The sequence below is a fragment of the Ruegeria sp. H4 genome (genome assembly GCF_056533065.1).
This window is the reverse complement of sequence record NZ_JBQFOC010000001.1, coordinates 14,013-32,459: the sequence shown is the minus strand read 5'-3', so window position 1 is coordinate 32,459 and position 18,447 is coordinate 14,013. Positions and strand designations below refer to the sequence as shown.

Below are 18,447 nucleotides of genomic sequence, written 5' to 3'. Positions count from 1 at the left end.
GCCCGCGACAGGAGAGTTCAAATGCCTGAATTGCAAGGCCAATGTATGTGCGGTGCGGTCACGATCAGCGCCACCCCAGCAAAAGATTCGCTTGGCGCGTGCCATTGTGACCAGTGTCGCCGGTGGACCAGTTCAATGTTGGTGACGTTTCCAGCTGAACCCGGATATGCCGCTTTGGGTCCGGTCAAGACGTTCACATCGTCCGATTGGGCCGAACGGGCGTTCTGCGCCGACTGCGGATCGGCGCTCTGGTACCGGATCACGCTGCCGGGCGAGATGCACGGACAAACGCAAATGGCGGCGGGCCTGTTCCCAGACACGGGCAACGCGCTGCAACTGGAACTTTATATCGACAAAAAGCCCGACGGGTACGCGTTCGCAGGTGAACGCCGGCAGATGACCAAAGCAGAGGTCGAAGCCATGTACGCCTTGCCGGAAGAAGGAGACAGCCAGTGACCAAATATAATGCCGATTGGGTGCGGGCCGAAGAAGCCAAACGTCAATGGATGGCCGAAAACGGTCTCTATTCCGAGGAAGAAGAGCATTCCTCCTGCGGTGTGGGCCTGGTTGTGTCCGTCGATGGCAAGCCATCACGCAAGGTGGTGGATGCCGGGATCGACGCGCTTAAGGCAATCTGGCACCGCGGTGCCGTGGACGCCGATGGTAAGACCGGCGATGGCGCGGGTATCCACGTGCAGATCCCTGTTCCATTCTTCTACGACCAGATCCGTCGCACCGGCCATGAACCCAACCTGGATGAGTTTATTGCCGTTGGTCAGGTCTTTCTGCCTCGCACCGATTTTGGTGCGCAGGAACAATGCCGGACCATTGTGGAAACCGAAGTTCTGCGTATGGGTTACTACATCTATGGCTGGCGCCATGTGCCGGTCGATGTGACCTGCCTGGGTGAAAAGGCCAACGCGACCCGGCCCGAGATCGAACAGATTCTGATCTCTAACTCGAAAGGCGTCGATGAAGAAACGTTCGAGCGCGAGCTGTATGTGATCCGTCGCCGGATCGAAAAAGCGGCTGCGGCAGCGGGGATCTCCGGCCTTTATCTGGCGTCGCTGTCCTGCCGGTCGATCATCTACAAGGGCATGATGCTGGCCGAACAGGTGGCCGTGTTCTACCCCGACCTGATGGACGAGCGCTTTGAATCGGCCTTTGCGATCTATCACCAGCGCTATTCGACCAACACGTTCCCACAATGGTGGCTGGCGCAGCCGTTCCGCATGTTGGCTCACAACGGTGAGATCAACACGCTGAAGGGCAACATCAACTGGATGAAAAGCCATGAAATCCGGATGGCCAGCGCGACCTTTGGTAACCACGCCGAGGACATTAAACCGATCATCGCAGGCGGATCGTCAGATTCGGCCGCATTAGACTCGGTATTTGAGGTTCTGGTGCGCGCCGGCCGCTCTGCCCCCATGGCGAAAACCATGCTGGTGCCAGAAAGCTGGTCCAAGCAGGCGGTTGAGCTGCCACAGGCGTGGCGCGACATGTATTCCTACTGCAATTCGGTGATGGAGCCATGGGACGGACCTGCCGCTCTGGCCATGACAGATGGTCGCTGGGTTTGCGCCGGTCTGGACCGGAACGGCCTGCGCCCGATGCGCTATGTGGTTACCGGTGATGGCTTGGTTATCGCGGGGTCCGAGGCCGGGATGGTGCCGATTGATGAGGCCAGCGTGACGGAAAAAGGCGCGCTGGGACCGGGTCAAATGCTGGCTGTCGACATGAAGAAGGGCAAGCTGTTCCGCGACAAGCAGATCAAAGACAAACTGGCGCGTGCGTTGCCCTTTGGTGAATGGGTCGGCAAGATCAATGATGTTGATGAATCGCTTGCCGGAGTGACCGAGACGCCGATCTTTTCGGGCGAAGAACTGCGCAAGCGCCAGATCGCAGCGGGTTATTCTGTCGAAGAGTTGGAGCAAATCCTGGCCCCTATGGCCGAGGATGGCAAAGAATCTTTGGCCTCGATGGGGGATGACACGCCATCAGCGGTTCTGTCCAAGCAATACCGCCCGCTGAGTCATTTCTTCCGCCAGAACTTTAGCCAGGTGACCAACCCGCCCATCGACAGCTTGCGCGAATACCGCGTGATGTCGTTGAAAACACGGTTCGGGAACCTGAAGAACGTGTTGGACGAAGACAGCAGCCAGACCGAGATCATCGTGCTGGAAAGCCCCTTTGTCGGTAACGCGCAGTGGGACAAGCTGGTTGAAAACTTCAACTCTCCTCTGGCTGAAATCGACTGTAGCTTTGAACCGGGGCGCGGTGCTCTGAATGCCGCTTTGGCTCGTATTAGAGCCGAAGCGGAAGAGGCGGTGCGTTCGGGAGCAGGGCATCTGGTATTGACTGATCTGAACTCGGGTCAGGGTCGTGTGGCTATGCCGATGATCCTGGCGACCAGCGCGGTGCATTCGCATCTGACGCGGCAGGGGCTGCGGACGTTCTGTTCGCTGAACGTACGGTCCGCCGAATGCGTCGATCCGCATTACTTCGCGGTTCTGATCGGCTGTGGTGCGACCGTGGTGAACGCCTATCTGGCCGAGGATTCGCTGGCCGACCGTATTGATCGTGGCCTGCTGGACGGCTCGCTGACCGAAAACGTGGCGCGGTATCGCGAAGCCATCGATCAGGGCCTGTTGAAAATCATGGCCAAGATGGGGATTTCGGTGATCTCGTCCTATCGCGGCGGTCTGAACTTTGAAGCCGTGGGCCTCAGCCGCGCCATGGTGGCCGAGTATTTCCCCGGCATGACCAGCCGGATCTCGGGTATCGGCGTCACCGGTATTCAGACCAAGGCCGAGGAAATCCATGCCAAAGGCTGGGACAGCGGTCTGGACGTGCTGCCCATCGGTGGTTTCTACAAGGCGCGCAAGTCAGGTGAGACTCACGCGTGGGAAGCGACCTCGATGCATATGATGCAGATGGCCTGTAACCGCGCCTCATATGAGCTGTGGAAACAGTATTCGGCCAAGATGCAATCGAACCCGCCGATCCATCTGCGCGATCTGATGGATTTCAAACCGCTGGGCAAACCAGTGCCGATCGAAGAGGTCGAATCGATCACCTCGATCCGCAAACGCTTCGTCACGCCGGGCATGTCGTTAGGTGCGCTGTCACCCGAGGCGCATAAGACGCTGAACGTGGCGATGAACCGGATTGGTGCGAAATCCGACTCAGGTGAAGGTGGTGAAGACCCGGCGCACTTCGTGCCGGAACCCAATGGTGATAACCCATCAGCCAAGATCAAACAGGTGGCATCGGGCCGGTTTGGTGTAACCGCCGAATACCTGAACCAGTGCGAAGAGCTTGAGATCAAGGTCGCCCAGGGTGCGAAACCCGGTGAAGGTGGTCAGCTGCCGGGCATGAAAGTGACCGATCTGATTGCGCGTCTGCGGCATTCGACCAAAGGCGTGACACTGATCTCGCCGCCGCCGCATCACGACATCTACTCGATCGAGGATTTGGCACAGCTGATCTACGATCTCAAGCAGATCAACCCGCGCTGCAAGGTAACTGTGAAACTGGTGGCGTCCTCGGGCGTGGGCACGATTGCAGCCGGTGTGGCTAAGGCAAAAGCGGATATCATCCTTATTTCGGGTCACAATGGTGGCACCGGCGCCTCGCCGGCGACGTCGATCAAATATGCCGGTCTTCCGTGGGAGATGGGCCTGACCGAAGCGCATCAGGTTTTGGCGATGAACAACCTGCGCGACCGGGTGACCCTGCGGACCGATGGTGGCCTGCGGACCGGTCGCGACATCGTGATGGCCGCGATGATGGGGGCCGAGGAATATGGCATCGGCACCGCTGCCCTGATCGCGATGGGCTGTATCATGGTGCGTCAGTGCCAGTCGAACACCTGCCCGGTCGGCGTCTGCACACAGGACGAAAGCCTGCGCGCCAAGTTCACCGGCAACGCGGATAAGGTCGTCAACCTGATCACTTTCTACGCACAGGAAGTGCGCGAGTTGCTGGCAAGCCTCGGCGCACGTTCGATTGATGAGATCATCGGACGGGCCGATCTGCTGGCTCAGGTCAGCCGGGGCTCGGCTCACCTGGACGATCTGGACTTGAACCCGCTGCTGATCACTGTCGATGGCGCGCATGACATTGTCTACAACCGCGACAAGGACCGGAATGCGGTGCCGGATACGCTGGACGCTGAAATCGTCCGCGACGCGGCGCGGTTCCTCAAAGACGGTGAAAAGATGCAGCTATCTTACGCGATCCAGAACACGCACCGGACCGTGGGGACGCGCGTCTCCAGCCATATCGTTCAGAACTTCGGTATGCGGAATACGTTCCAGGACGACCATCTGCATGTGAAACTGCAGGGCTCGGCGGGTCAATCGCTGGGCGCGTTTGCGGCGCCCGGTCTGAAACTGGAAGTGTCGGGTGACGCCAATGACTACGTGGGCAAGGGTCTCTCGGGTGGTATGATCGTCGTGCGCCCGCCGCAGGTCAGCCCGTTGAAGGCAGATGACAACACAATCATTGGCAACACCGTCCTATACGGTGCCACCGATGGCCATCTGTTCGCAGCAGGCCGCGCGGGTGAGCGGTTTGCCGTGCGTAACTCGGGTGCCAAAGTGGTGATTGAGGGCTGCGGTTCGAACGGGTGCGAATACATGACGGGCGGAGTAGCCGTCATTCTGGGTGATATCGGGGCTAACTTTGGCGCCGGCATGACCGGGGGTATGGCCTATCTGTATGATCCAGAGGGCAAGGCCGAATTGCTTATGAACATGGAAACGCTGGTGACTTGCCCGGTGACCGTCGACCATTGGGAAGATCAGTTGAAAGCGCTAATCGAACGTCACGCCAGGGAAACCTCAAGCCGTAAGGCCGCGGATATCTTACAACACTGGGATGTCGAGAAGGCTCATTTCCTTCAGGTCTGCCCCAAAGAGATGCTGAACAAGCTCATTCATCCGCTGAGCGTTGAGGCAACCGCAGTCCCGGCCGAATAGTTCTGTGGCCCTTTTTGGGTTAAGGACCCCGCGTGCGCTTTGACGCAAGCGGGGTTCTTCTCAATCAGGGCTTTTCGCCACAATTTTGCCACATCCGCATAAACCAAATATAAATTTTGCCATAGTTTGATCTGGAATTTCTGCCATATTGCGTTTCAACACACGTGAGTACACCGGAGGCATCAAATGCCAACGACATATCTTGATCAGTTCTATTCGTTTGACCCTGCGAATCCGCCCCCAGGTGGCACGGCGGTTGTCGTTGACAAGTTCAACCTGACCGATGTGGATGATGACGGCGAAATCGACGCGCCTAGCGGGGATACCGTAAACGGACAGGACGTTACAGATTCGTGGCCGGGCGATACCGTAACGATCAATGTAACTGGTGTGGGCAATGTCACCTATACCGGCACGACCTTTTATCTTGCCGATGGAACACGGGTCTTTACACCAACGGACGGTCAGGTTCTGCAACCTGGTACGTTTGTGTCGTCGACATTTGTAAACACGCAGGGTCCGTTGCAAGTTGGCGATCTGGGTCCACCCTGTTTTACGCCCGGAACCATGATCGCAACACCAGAAGGCGAACGCCCGGTGGAAAGCCTGACGGCAGGCGATCTGGTGATGACAGTGGATCATGGTCCACAGCCATTGATCTGGGTTGGCGAAACCAAGGTCGAGGCGCAGGGTAAATTTGCCCCAATACAGTTCGCGGCGGGTGTGCTGGGATTGGAACGGCCCTTGCTGGTTTCTCCGCAGCACCGGATGCTGATCGACGATTGGCGGGCGGGTTACATGTTTGGCTATAGCGAAGCGCTGGTGGCCGCGCATACCTTGGTCAATGGCGATACGGTCACGCGCGTCGAAGGTGGCGAAGTTGTCTATTTCCATCTGCTGTTCAAGCAGCATGAAATTGTCATTGCCAACGGGGCCAAAAGCGAAAGCTACTACCCCGGCCATGCGCTGACGGCGTCGGAACGCGACACCCAGGCCGAAATCCTGCGGCTGTTCCCCGAATTGAAAGCGCGCGATGCAAAGCTGCCTGATACCGCCCGGCCTGTGGTTCCACCCCGCGAGGCGCGAGCAATCGCAATATAGGCCGTTCCAAAGCAGCGGCGCGCGTCGTATAGCTGTGATATGGCAAAGAAAGCAGCCCGCAAATCGAGCGGTAAAAAGAGCAAGGCACGCAAAAAGACAATGCCATTGGGTCAGAAACTGCGCCGTTGGGTAACGCGCGCGGTTCTGGGTATTATGTGTTTCTTTTTAGCGCTGGTGTTGCTCTACTCTGTGGTGAATCCACCGATCACCCATACGATCTGGTCCGAATGGCGGCGGCTGGGCAAAGTCGAGCGGGATTGGGTTCCGATCGAAGAAATCAACCCAATCATGGCGCGTTCGGTCGTTGCGGCCGAGGATGCGAATTTCTGCCTGCATTGGGGGTTTGATGTCGCGGCCATCCGTGATGCATTGGAGGATGGCGGCAACCGTGGCGCCTCGACCATTACGCAGCAGGTCGTAAAAAATGTGTTTCTTTGGCAGGGCCGCAGTTGGGTGCGCAAGGCGATGGAGACCTCGCTTACGCCGGTGGTCGAGATTTTCTGGAGCAAACAGCGCATTCTCGAAGTCTATCTGAACCTCGCTGAAACCGGCACAGGTGTGTTTGGGGTTGAGGCTGCGGCGCAGCGCAATTTCGGTGTCAGCGCGGCGAACATGACGTCGACACAGGCAGCGCGGATCGCGGCGATCCTGCCGTCACCGCGCAAACGCTCGGTCACGGATCCGTCAGTTTTCACCCGCAGACGCGCGGCGGCGATCCTTGAAGGGGCGGCCACCATCCGCGCAGATGGTCGCGCGGATTGTTTCGAGGATTGAAACTTATCGCCTCTCGGGGCTAAAGCTGAGATGTACTCACTGGTTCGATTGGAAGTCCATGGCGCGTCTGTTTCACGTTCCCCTGTCCCCCTACTGCCGCAAGGTGCGGCTGTCGCTGGCAGAAAAGAAAATCGAGGTCGAACTGGTTGAAGAGAAATACTGGGAGCAGGACCCGGATTTCCTGCGCCGCAACCCGGCGGGCAAAGTGCCCGTGTTACGGCTGGACGGACAGATCATGTCAGAAAGCGCGGCGATCTGTGAATATATCGAAGAAACACGACCCGAACCATCGTTGATGCCAAAAACGCCTGAGGCACGGTTTGAAGTGCGCCGTTTGGTGGCGTGGTTTGATGACAAGTTTCACCATGAGGTGACCTCGAAACTTCTGTATGAGAGGGTCAACAAGAAGATGACCGGACAGGGCTATCCGGACAGCAAAAACGTCAAGGAAGGTGCGCGGGCAATCAAGTATCATCTGGACTATATGGCATGGTTGCTGGATCATCGCCGCTGGTTGGCCGGGGATCAGATGACGCTGGCCGATTTCGCGGCGGCGGCGCATTTATCGGCGCTGGATTATATTTCGGACGTGGATTGGAATCGCAGTGCGGCGGTGAAGGACTGGTATGCCAAGATCAAGTCGCGCCCTGCGTTCCGGTCAATCTTGGCCGATCAGGTGCCAGGGTTCCGGCCTCCGCCCCATTACGCGGATCTGGATTTCTGATAGGGTGTTAAGGGGGCTGTCTGCCCCCTCTTGGCCCTACAGGCCAATTCACCCCCGAGGATATTTTTAGCCAGATGAAGAATGGATCGGGTTTAAAGGACAAACTGGTAGCGCAGGCGTTGGCCGAGGGGTTCGTATCCTGTCGGGTGTGCCGGCCGTGGGATGTGCCCCAAGTGCCTGAGCGGTTAGAGGCGTTTCTTGAGGCTGGGTATCACGGGCAGATGGGTTGGATGGCTGAACGGACCCATTGGCGGGGTGATCCGGCGGCTTTGTGGCCCGAGGCGCGTTCGGTGATCATGTTGGCCGAGAGTTACACACCTGAACATGACCCAACCGAGGTCTTGGCGCATCCCGAGCACGGGGCGATTTCCGTTTATGCGCAGAACAAGGACTATCATGACCTGGTCAAAAAGCGCCTGAAGCGATTGGCGCGGTGGTTGATTGCCGAATCCGGCGGCGAAGTGAAGGTGTTCGTCGATACGGCTCCGGTGCCCGAGAAAGCCTTGGGGTACGCGGCGGGGTTGGGTTGGCAAGGCAAACACACCAATCTGGTCAGTCGGGATTGGGGTAATTGGGCCTTTATAGGGTCTGTTTTTACCACGTTGGAGCTGCCGTCGGATGCGGCAGAAGTCGATCACTGTGGATCATGCCGTGCATGTTTGGACAGCTGTCCGACAGATGCGTTCCCGGCCCCGTACAAATTGGATGCGCGGCGCTGCATTTCCTACCTGACCATCGAGCATAAAGGTCCCGTCGACGAGGAATTGCGTGGAAAGCTGGGCAATCGGATTTACGGCTGTGATGATTGTCTTGCGGCTTGCCCGTGGAACAAGTTTGCAGTTGCCGCCAGTGACATCCGATATGCAGCCCGCGATGATCTGAAGGCGCCCGCGCTGGCGGAATTGGCGGGTCTGGATGATACTGCCTTCCGGGCGAAGTTCTCTGGCTCTCCGATCAAGCGGATCGGGCGGGATCGGTTTGTGCGCAATGTGCTGTACGCTATTGGAAACTCCGGGAAGCAGGCTTTGCGCCCGGTTGCTGAGGCGTTGACCGAGGATCCCGATCCAACGGTGGCTGATGCGGCGCGCTGGGCGGTGCAACGATTGGCCTGAATGCCGCAAACAGGCTGGACGTGTCGGTCCAAACCGCTACACCCATCCAAAGCGAACGAATGGAGGACCCGATGGCGCTGGCTTTGGGGGTGGATACAGGCGGAACCTATACTGATGCGGTGTTGATCCGGGACGAGGTCGATGTGATCGCCTCGGCCAAATCGCTGACCACGCGGGCTGATCTGGCGATTGGTGTGGGTCAGGCGATTTCGGCTGTGTTGGATCAGGCGCGGGTCACCCCCGATCAGGTCTCCATGGCGTCTCTTTCGACGACCTTGGCGACGAATGCGCTGGTCGAGGGACAAGGTGGCCGGGTCGCGCTGATCTATATCGGATTCAAGGAAAGTGATCTTGAGAAGCATGGGTTAAGGGACGCGTTGAAAGACGACCCAGCGCTGGTTGTGGCCGGTGGACATAGTCACGCAGGTGGCGAGGTTCAGCCATTGGATATCGAGGCTTTGGAGGGTTTTTTAGACTTTCACAAAGGCGTTTCGGGCTTTGCGGTTGCCGCTCAGTTTGCGACACGCAATCCGGCACATGAGTTGGAAGCGGCGCGGATCATTGCAGAAAGGACCGGTGCGCCGGTCACGTGTTCCCATCATCTTTCGGCCAAGCTAAACGGGCCCAAACGCGCTGTGACGGCGGTGTTGAACGCGCGTCTGATCGGGATGATCGACCGGTTGATCGGGCGTGCGCAAGATCAGTTGCTGACGTTGGGCATTACGGCCCCGATGATGGTCGTGCGCGGCGATGGCGCGTTGATGAGCGCCGAACAGGCGCGTGAGCGACCGATCGAGACGATCCTCAGCGGTCCTGCTGCTTCGATTGTAGGTGCGCGCTGGTTGACGGGGGCCGAGAATGCTCTGGTCTCGGATATTGGCGGGACGACGACCGATGTGGCGCTGATCCGCGATGGGAAGCCCGCGATTGACCCCGCGGGGGCGCAGGTTGGCGGGTTTCGGACCATGGTCGAAGCCGTTGCAATGCGCACCCATGGGCTGGGCGGAGACAGCCAGGCGCATGTGGTGACTGAAGGGCTGGGCGGCGGCGTTTTCCTGGGGCCGCGACGGGTGCTGCCGGTTTCTCTCATCGCTTCGGAGGCGCCTGAAGTGGTGCATTCGGTGCTTGACGAACAACTGCGTTCAACCACGGTTGGCGAGCATGATACCCGGTTTGCCCGTCGCGTGCCCGGGGTTCACGCGGATGGTGTTGGCGCGCGAGAAGAGGTTTTGCTCGATCGGCTTGGCGATCAGGTTCTGCCGCTGAGCGCTTTGTTGCGGACGCGAATGGAGAACGGGGCGCTGACTCGTCTGGTGGATCGAGGGCTCGTGCAGGTCTCAGGTATTACCCCGTCAGATGCCAGCCATGTGCTGGGGCGCGTAGATGCCTGGGATGCCGATGCTGCGCGCAAGGGACTGGAGCTGGTGGCCCGTAAGCGGGTTGGGTCGGGTGATATGCTGGCTACGTCGCCTGAACATTTGGCGCAGATGATCATCGATCAACTCACCGAGCAAACCAGTTTGACCTTGTTAGAGACTGCTTTTGCCGAAGAAGCAGAGGATTTCGACCTGCCCGCAAAAGACCTTGCCCGCCATGTTTTGACCCAACGGGGTTTGGCGCAACACCGGGGTTTGCTGGCTTTAGATGCAGCGTTGAATGTGGATGTGGTGGGGCTGGGCGCGTCTGCCCCCAGCTATTACCCTGCAGTGGGGGATCGGTTGCGCTGTCAGATGGTGTTGCCTGAACATGCAGGTGTCGCCAATGCCATCGGTGCGGTGGTCGGGCGGCTGACCTTGCGGCGGTCGGGCACCGTCACATCGCCTTCTGAAGGGCGATACCGCGTTCATCTGGAAGATGGGCCACAGGATTTTGGTGCATCAGACGAGGCGCTCGCACTGTTGGAGCGGGTGCTGCGTATTGAGGCTGAGGGTGCGGTAAGGGATGCCGGGGCCGACGATATTCGGGTGGTCGTCGACCGCGACATCCGAACAGCCCGGATTGAAGAGCGAGACGTGTTTGTCGAGGCGATGCTGACCGTTGAGGCCAGTGGCCGCCCGCGCGTGGCGACGGGATAGCCCCCTTCAGACCTCTGACAGGGGCCGATGTTTATTCTGCCGCGTCGCGCTTGGGCAAGACCCAATCGGGACGCGGGAAGTGGCATGTATACCCGTTGGGAATGCGTTCCAGATAGTCCTGATGCTCGGGCTCGGCCTCCCAAAAGTCACCCACGGATTCTAGTTCGGTCACAACCTTACCGGGCCACAGACCGCTGGCGTTCACATCGGCAATCGTGTCCAGCGCCACCTGTTTCTGTGCCTCGTCGACGTAGTAAATGGCAGAGCGATAGCTCATCCCGCGGTCATTGCCCTGACGGTTCGGGGTGGTTGGATCATGGATCTGGAAGAAAAATTCCAGCAGTTCCCGATAGGTGATGCCTGCAGGGTCAAACCAGATTTCGATCCCCTCGGCATGGGTGCCGTGGTTGCGATAGGTGGCGTTGGGCACATCGCCACCGGTATATCCGACACGCGTGCGCGATACACCGGGCAGTTTGCGGATCAGGTCCTGCATACCCCAAAAGCAGCCCCCTGCCAGAACGGCGCGTTGAATGGTCATCAGATTTCCTCCACATGATTCAGGTAGTCGCCGTAGCCCTCGGCCTCCATCTCATCGCGATGGATGAACCGCAAGGCGGCTGAGTTGATGCAATAGCGCAGCCCGCCCTGGTCACGCGGGCCATCAGGGAATACATGCCCCAGATGGCTGTCACCGTGTTTCGAGCGGACCTCGGTTCGGATCATACCATGGGTGGTGTCGCGAAACTCTTCCACATGTTCATGGATGATGGGTTTGGTAAAACTGGGCCAGCCACAGCCGGATTCGTACTTATGGGTCGACGCAAACAAGGGTTCACCCGAAACGATGTCCACATAGATGCCGGGTTCTTTGTTGCCCAGATGCTTCCCAGTTCCGGGTCGTTCGGTGCCGTTGCGCTGAGTCACATGGAACTCTTCAGGGGAAAGAGCGGCAATGGCCTCGGGGTCTTTAGTATAACGGGTCATGGCGTCTCCTTTTCGTGGCTTTTGCCCAATATTTGGGGTTTGAGCGCGGGAAAGCAAAGTCATATTTCAGAGGCCTCGCGCCTTCGTGCAAGTGATCTGCCGGCCCGTTTCGGACGTAGAAGTCTTAAAAGGAGGATGGTCAGTGTTGAGACTAATGCTTTTGACTGCTTTGATATTGGTGGGACGCGTAGTTCAGGCGGCCCCGCTGGTGGGTGAGTTTGAATCGATAGATGGCGGCACGCTGTCGATCGAAGACTGGCGTGGGCAGCCGGTTTTGGTTGTAAACACAGCGTCTCAATGTGGGTTCACCGGGCAATATGCTGTGTTGCAAGATGTGTATGAAGCTTACGCGGACCGAGGTCTTGTGGTTCTGGCCGTTCCGTCCGATTCCTTCAATCAGGAGCTGGAATCAGCGGATGAGGTCAAACAATTCTGCGAAATGAACTATGGTTTGACCCTTCCGATGACGGATATCACACCGGTCACAGGTCGAAACGCCCATCCGTTCTATCAGGCAGTTGCCAGTCAGACAGGTTTTGTGCCCAACTGGAATTTCAACAAGATCCTGATTGATCCCAACGGCGAGGTTGCGGCGACCTTTGGATCGAATGTCAGGCCAGACTCGCATAAACTGTTGTCTCAGGTCGAAGCGCTGCTGCGCTGAGCGGGTTGCCGGGACATCTGCACGGCCAAGATGCCAAGGGTTGTGACGGCAACGCCTAACAGGTCCAACGGCCCAAGTTTCTCTCCGAGTATGATCGCTGCGACGGCAACCCCAAAGACCGGGTTCAGAAAGTGGAATGTGGCCGCGCGGGTGGCGCCGATACGGTCAAGCAGCAGGAACCAGATCAACGTCGCCAAAAGGCCGGGGAAAAGGGTTGTGTAGATGAACGCCAGCGCAAGAGGGACGGTTGGGTTGATGTAGATGCTCTCGAAAACAGGCGCTGCAACGAACAGAACTGCCGACCCCACCAGCATTTGAAGACCAACAACCATCATGAAGTTCCCGCCCGAGGTCGCACCCCGCACCGCAAGCGTGGCAAAAGTCAGCGCCAGGGCACCTATGCCGCACAGCATCACACCAAACAGGTCGATCCCAGCGGTAACGCGGCTGCTCATGATCAGGGCGACCCCGGCGAATCCGGCCAGTAGGCCGAGTACCCCTAGGGGCCGAAGTTTGTCCTCAAGAAACAGCCAACCGGCCAGTGCCACCAGCAAGGGCATAGTCGAAGCGATGATGGCTGCAACCGAGGCTTCGATCGTTTGCATCGCATAGAAATTCAGACCCAAATACAGGGCATTTTGACATATTCCGAACAGAATAGTCGCCCGCCACTGCGCTCGCGTCAGCGCCCAGCTTTGCCCCATGGCGCGTGCGATGGCGACGCCGATCAGGCCCGAGATCAAAAACCGCAGGGCAAGGGAGAACAGAGGTGATGCATCGGCCACGATGATCCGGGCCGAGGTGAAGGCCGAAGACCAGATGAATGCAAATGTCAGCCCCATTGCAATGGCGCGTAGATCCATAACGGCCCCCGTCTCAACGTGGGGACCATTCCCGAAAATTGAATCATCTGCAAGGAGTGCCCACGAACAATCGGAGGCGATAACCAACAAATTCAAAGCTTGCGATCTTTGAACGAAAGCATGAAACTCATATCAACCTAGTTCTGGAACGTCAGGATATTCGCTTCGGAACTATTAAGTTGGTTTCCAGATCACGTTAGTTAGGTCATTTGAAGCAGATGCTCTATTAAGCATCTGCCTCTATCGAGTGTATTCATGCTCCGATGTTTTGTTGAGTTGCATCGCGGGAATTGCTTATTCAAGCGAGACTATATCGACGAACGATTAGTCAGGATTTGGGTTAGGTGTCGGGGGTCCTGCGTCCGCAAGGCAAACATCGTACCCTGACACGTTGCAGTGTAAACAACTGCTGGACGGTATGAAGTCGCAGCAGCTGGTTAGTCCGCATGGCCCGCCTTCCGAACAGCATAAAACCGGATCAGGTCGAATATCGAGAACAAGACTGTCAAAGATTATCAGTTCACGAGGAGACGCGGCTACGATTTCAATGCCTTCAAAAAAGTCGTCTGCTATAGGCGTATATGATCCTGACCTTGGACGCATCGGCAGTGCTTTGATACCGGTGCCATCGCGTCCCGGCGATCCTTTGGATTTGGTAGGATGATTGGCAAGCGACAGTGCAACTCGGGCAGAAACGTCGCCCGATGCATCGACTAACTCGAAGTTAACCTCTGCGCTTGCGTCGTTCGGAACGGTCCACTCGACCAAGCCGTCCTGCACGGGGTGCGATTTGTTCGCCATTCGAATTCGATAGCTGTCGAGCTTTCCATCCGGCAGGGTTTTCGTTCGAATTCGACTGGACACAGTATCGCCTGGCAGGATTTGCGCGGGAAGAAAAATGCTAACTGTTCCATGCTCGACAACTTCGTAATTCAGTCTAGTCAAGGTATTAGACGTTATCGTCTCAGTTTGAGTCTCTTGTGCAAGAAGAAAGGTTGCTTGCCCAAGATATGCAATTACTAATGATATTAATAGCTTAAGATACATAAGAAGAACTCCAATTTTACTGGAAGAACCCCCAGTTTTTAACTGATGGTTGTTTTCTTGTCAGTGAAGCTGCTCACTCAATAGTTTGCGCTTTGTCTAAATGAATAGTGCTGCCGTAATTCGGCAGTTCTTTAGTCGACACGACATATCGTAGACAGGCTTAGGCAATAGCGTGCGCCATTTGGAACCTTCACGCCGGAAAATGACCCAACCAACTCCGGGCTGGCAGCTATCATCAGCGCTCTTTGTGGAAACTTGACCATGGCAAATAAGAACTTGAGTAGGGCGAGAACAGCGATGCTTGCAAATTCGAGTATGCATCGATCCCACTAAGAAAAAGGGCCCCCAAACGGTGGCCCTTCTTGATCATGTTGCGGTGACAGCTCGGATCAGCCGTTCACGCTGTCTTTCAGCGCCTTTGCAATGGTCATCTTGACCACCTTGTCGGCCTCTTTCTTGAACTGCTCGCCGGTGGCGGGGTTGCGCACCATGCGCTCGGGGCGCTCGCGGCAGTAGATTTTGCCAACGCCGGGCAGGGTGACTGCGCCGCCAGCCGAAACTTCGCGGGTGATCAGGCCGGTGATGGCCTCCAGCGCGGAATTCGCTGATTTCTTGTCAGTCCCCATTTCCTCAGCGAGAGCAGCAACCAGCTGAGTCTTTGTCATAGGCTTTGCCATTTCTTGGTCTCCTTAACGTGCCCGATAAATTGGGCCTCACCGCGTAACTGTAACGGGATATTGTGGGTGAACACAACGAATAGTAGCGCCAAAACCCCTAAAAATATGGGGATTTCGTTGCTTTTTTACGTCACAGGAAGGCTGTTTCGTCGAAAGAGCGCAATTTCCGACTGTGCAGGCGCTCTAGCGGCATGCCCCGCAGGTGTTCCATCGCCCGTATTCCGATTGCCAGATGGCGGCTGACCTGGGTGGTATAGAACGAGGATGCCATGCCGGGAAGCTTTAATTCGCCATGCAGGGGTTTGTCTGATACGCAAAGCAATGTGCCGTATGGCACCCGGAAACGATAGCCGTTTGCGGCAATGGTGGCGCTTTCCATATCCAGCGCGATTGCGCGGGATTGGCTGAGCCGCTGCACCGGGCCGGACTGATCGCGTAGCTCCCAATTGCGGTTGTCAACCGAAGCCACCGTGCCCGTGCGCATGATCCGTTTAAGCTCATAGCCCTGCAACTCTGTCACCTCGGCAACGGCGTGTTCCAGCGCGACCTGAACCTCGGCCAGCGGTGGGATCGGCACCCAGACGGGCAGGTCATCGTCCAGCACCTTGTCCTCGCGCAAGTAAGCGTGGGCCAGAACGAAGTCCCCCAGCGCTTGTGTGTTGCGCAGCCCGGCGCAGTGCCCGACCATCAGCCAGGCATGCGGCCGCAAGACGGCGATATGGTCGGTTGCGGTTTTGGCGTTCGACGGACCGACCCCGATATTGACCAGCGTGATCCCTGACCCATCCGCGCGTTTCAGGTGATAGGTCGGCATCTGCGGCAGTTTCAGGGGCTGTTCCAGGTCAGCATCCGGGGTCGTGATCTCAACATTCCCGGTCGAAACAAAACTGGTATAACCGCTTTCGGGGTCGGCCAGTTGTTCACGTGCGTATTTCTCGAACTCCGAGACATAGAACTGGTAGTTGGTGAACAACACGTGGTTCTGAAAATGCCCGGCATCCGTTGCCGTATAATGCGCCAGTCGCGCCAGCGAATAGTCCACACGCTGTGCGGTAAACAAGGCCAGCGGGCCGACCGTGTCATGATCGAGCACACCGTTGACGATGTCATCGTTGGTTGTGTTCAGATCGGGCACATCGAAGACATCGCGCAGGGTGAAACCGGCGGCCCCCTGTTGTGGCACCATCAAATTTGGATTGTTGGCAACCGCGAAGTGCACCGGGATCGGCGTATCAGATGCGCTGATGGTCACGGGCTGGCCATGGTTTTTGATCAGCAGGGCGATCTGTTGCTCCAGATAGGATCGGAACAGATCGGGCCGGGTAACGGTGGTTGCGTGAACGCCGGGCTCGGATACATGGCCAAAGCTCAACCGGCTGTCGACCTGCGCGTAAGACGTGGTTTTGATGCGAATTTCCGGGTAATAGGCTCTGATCCGTCCCTCTGGCGCGCCGTCTTGCAGGGCCGAGGCGAAGCGGTCACACAGATATTCGGTGGCTTGTTTGTACAGCACTTCCAGCCGAGCTACGGCTGCTTTGGGGTCTGTGAATTTTTCCGGTGCGATTGCATCAGGTGTTTTTATTTTTGTCATGCCAGTGGTTCCAGAAGTTCGATCTTTTCAAATGTGCGCACATCTACAAGCCCCAGGTCCGAGATCCGCAATTCCGGGATCACGACCAGCGCCAAAAGAGAGTGCTGCATATAGGCGTTGTTCAAGGTACAGCCGCAGGCCTGCATAGCCTCGACCATATTCTCAGCTTTTGCTGCGACCTCAGAAGCGGGACTGTCGGACATCAAACCAGCGATGGGCAATTCGACCAACGCAAGCTCTTGCCCATCGCGGAACAAAGTGATCCCGCCTCCCACTTCGGCCAGCCGGTTGGCCGCCATGGCCATCTGTTCCCGGTCGGTGCCGACTACAATCATGTGGTGGCTGTCATGCGCCACGGTTGAGGCCATGGCCATTTTGCCCTGATAGCCAAAGCCCGAGACAAAGGCATTCGTCACCCCGCCTGTCGCCTGATGACGTTCCACCAGCGCGATTTGGCAGACATCACCTTCGCCTTCAACCAGCCCGCCAATGATCGGCAGTTCGGCCTTCAGCGCTTTGGTTGGGGCCTGGTTTTCGACAACTCCGATCACGTTGGCCTGTACGCGGTTGGCCCCCGCTGGGGGTTTGATCTCGAAATCACCCGCGCTAAGCGCGTGGCCCAGATGCACGGTATTGCGGGCGTTGTCGGGCCAGTGCAGATGTGGGCAGTTAACTGTAATCTCACCACCCTCTGCAACCACCTGCCCGCGCGCAATCACTGTCTCAATTGGCAAATCAGTTAAGTCGGAACTGAGAATGATATCCGCCCGTCGCCCGGGAGTGACTGAACCGATCTCACGTTCCAGCCCGAAATGGGTGGCGGTGTTGATCGTGGCCATCTGCAGCGCAATCAGCGGATCGCAGCCGCAGGCAATCGCGTGGCGCACAACCCGGTTCATATGCCCGTCGTTCACCAAAGTGCCCGAGTGGCAATCATCTGTGCACAGGATAAAGTTGCGCGGGTCCAGGCCCTTTTCGGTGATGGCCGTGATCTGACTTTCCACGTCATACCAGGCCGAGCCCAGCCGCATCATCGAGCGCATACCCTGCCGTACGCGGGCAATGGCATCGGCTTCGCAAGTACCTTCATGATCATCTGCAGGCCCGCCTGCGACGTAAGCCGCGAAATCTGGCCCTAAATCAGGGGATGCATAGTGTCCGCCTACCGTTTTGCCGGCGCGTTGAGTAGCTGCGATCTCGGCCAGCATCTTAGGGTCACCGTGGATCACACCGGGGAAATTCATCATTTCACCCAACCCGACAATGCCGGGCCAGTTCATCGCTTCGCGGACATCTTCGGGCGTGATCGCGTAACCCGTCGTCTCCAATCCCGGAGCCGACGGCGCGCAAGAGGGCATCTGGGTGAAGATGTTCACCGGCTGCATCATCGCTTCGTCATGCATCATGCGCACGCCGTTTATGCCCAGCACATTCGCGATCTCGTGCGGATCGGTGAACATCGAGGTGGTGCCATGCGGGATCACGGCTCGCGCAAATTCTGCGGGTGTCAGCATGCCCGATTCGATATGCATGTGGCCGTCGCATAGACCAGGCAGGATATAGCGCCCTTCTGCTTCGACGATCTGCGTCCTTGGGCCGATGCAATGGGTGGCATCCGGCCCGACAAAGGCAATACGCCCCTCAGCAATCGCGACCGAATGATCAGGCAGCAGCTCGCGGCTGTGCACATTGACCCAGATGCCACCGCGAATGACCATATCGGCGGCGTCGCGTCCGGCGGCAACGGCGATCAAACGAGGGGCGACATCGGGCCAGCTTGGGAAAGGTGTGTATTCCATGGCTCAACTTTCATGAAGTCGCGGTCGGGTGCAACCCCGGTAATTTTA

At 57.6% G+C, this 18,447-nt stretch carries 14 protein-coding genes; 8 read left to right on the top strand and 6 right to left on the bottom strand.

Annotation, left to right across the window (positions count from 1 at the left end):
- Positions 1-21: 21 nt before the first annotated feature.
- From ACR0KG_RS00125 to ACR0KG_RS00095, 7 genes are all read left to right on the top strand, one after another.
- Positions 22-456, top strand: a complete 435-nt coding sequence (locus ACR0KG_RS00125; protein WP_170534481.1) for a GFA family protein — start codon at positions 22-24, stop codon at positions 454-456.
- On the top strand, positions 453-4,985 hold the full coding sequence (gltB, locus tag ACR0KG_RS00120) for a glutamate synthase large subunit (protein WP_480826123.1): 4,533 nt from the start codon (positions 453-455) through the stop codon (positions 4,983-4,985). Before ACR0KG_RS00125 ends, gltB begins: the two co-directional genes overlap by 4 nt.
- Positions 4,986-5,171: 186 nt before the next feature.
- Positions 5,172-6,086 (top strand): Hint domain-containing protein, encoded by a 915-nt coding sequence (locus ACR0KG_RS00115; RefSeq protein WP_480545295.1) that lies wholly within the window; start codon positions 5,172-5,174, stop codon positions 6,084-6,086.
- Between the two features lie 39 nt (positions 6,087-6,125).
- Positions 6,126-6,860 (top strand): monofunctional biosynthetic peptidoglycan transglycosylase, encoded by a 735-nt coding sequence (gene mtgA, locus ACR0KG_RS00110; RefSeq protein ID WP_480826122.1) that lies wholly within the window; start codon positions 6,126-6,128, stop codon positions 6,858-6,860.
- Positions 6,861-6,918: 58 nt separating this feature from the next.
- Positions 6,919-7,584 (top strand): FtsZ-binding protein FzlA, encoded by a 666-nt coding sequence (gene fzlA / locus ACR0KG_RS00105; protein ID WP_480826121.1) that lies wholly within the window; start codon positions 6,919-6,921, stop codon positions 7,582-7,584.
- Positions 7,585-7,658: 74 nt separating this feature from the next.
- Positions 7,659-8,696 (top strand): tRNA epoxyqueuosine(34) reductase QueG, encoded by a 1,038-nt coding sequence (queG, locus tag ACR0KG_RS00100; RefSeq protein WP_480826120.1) that lies wholly within the window; start codon positions 7,659-7,661, stop codon positions 8,694-8,696.
- Between the two features lie 71 nt (positions 8,697-8,767).
- On the top strand, positions 8,768-10,771 hold the full coding sequence (locus tag ACR0KG_RS00095; protein WP_480826119.1) for a hydantoinase/oxoprolinase family protein: 2,004 nt from the start codon (positions 8,768-8,770) through the stop codon (positions 10,769-10,771).
- Positions 10,772-10,802: 31 nt separating this feature from the next.
- Here the strand turns inward: ACR0KG_RS00095 and msrA are convergent, their stop codons facing one another.
- A complete protein-coding gene (gene msrA / locus ACR0KG_RS00090; protein ID WP_480550291.1) occupies positions 10,803-11,312 on the bottom strand; it encodes a peptide-methionine (S)-S-oxide reductase MsrA in 510 nt (169 codons plus the stop codon).
- Positions 11,312-11,758, bottom strand: a complete 447-nt coding sequence (gene msrB, locus ACR0KG_RS00085) for a peptide-methionine (R)-S-oxide reductase MsrB (protein ID WP_170534495.1) — start codon at positions 11,756-11,758, stop codon at positions 11,312-11,314. The genes msrA and msrB overlap by 1 nt, the downstream gene beginning before the upstream one ends.
- A 142-nt stretch (positions 11,759-11,900) precedes the next feature.
- Between msrB and ACR0KG_RS00080 the strand changes: the two genes are divergently transcribed.
- Positions 11,901-12,422 (top strand): glutathione peroxidase, encoded by a 522-nt coding sequence (locus ACR0KG_RS00080; protein WP_480550289.1) that lies wholly within the window; start codon positions 11,901-11,903, stop codon positions 12,420-12,422.
- On the opposite strand, the gene ACR0KG_RS00075 is transcribed toward ACR0KG_RS00080, so the two are convergent.
- From ACR0KG_RS00075 to ade, 4 genes are all read right to left on the bottom strand, one after another.
- The gene (locus tag ACR0KG_RS00075) at positions 12,398-13,285 is read right to left on the bottom strand and encodes a DMT family transporter (RefSeq protein ID WP_480550287.1); all 888 of its coding nucleotides are present in this window, start codon (positions 13,283-13,285) and stop codon (positions 12,398-12,400) included. The genes ACR0KG_RS00080 and ACR0KG_RS00075 overlap by 25 nt on opposite strands.
- A gap of 1,436 nt (positions 13,286-14,721) precedes the next feature.
- Positions 14,722-15,009: an HU family DNA-binding protein gene (locus ACR0KG_RS00070; RefSeq protein WP_170453278.1), complete on the bottom strand. Its 288-nt coding sequence runs from the start codon at positions 15,007-15,009 to the stop codon at positions 14,722-14,724.
- Between the two features lie 130 nt (positions 15,010-15,139).
- Complete coding sequence (locus ACR0KG_RS00065) at positions 15,140-16,600, bottom strand: AMP nucleosidase (protein ID WP_480550285.1); 1,461 nt, start codon at positions 16,598-16,600, stop codon at positions 15,140-15,142.
- Positions 16,597-18,399, bottom strand: a complete 1,803-nt coding sequence (ade, locus tag ACR0KG_RS00060) for an adenine deaminase (protein ID WP_480826118.1) — start codon at positions 18,397-18,399, stop codon at positions 16,597-16,599. Before ade ends, ACR0KG_RS00065 begins: the two co-directional genes overlap by 4 nt.
- Positions 18,400-18,447 lie beyond the last annotated feature (48 nt).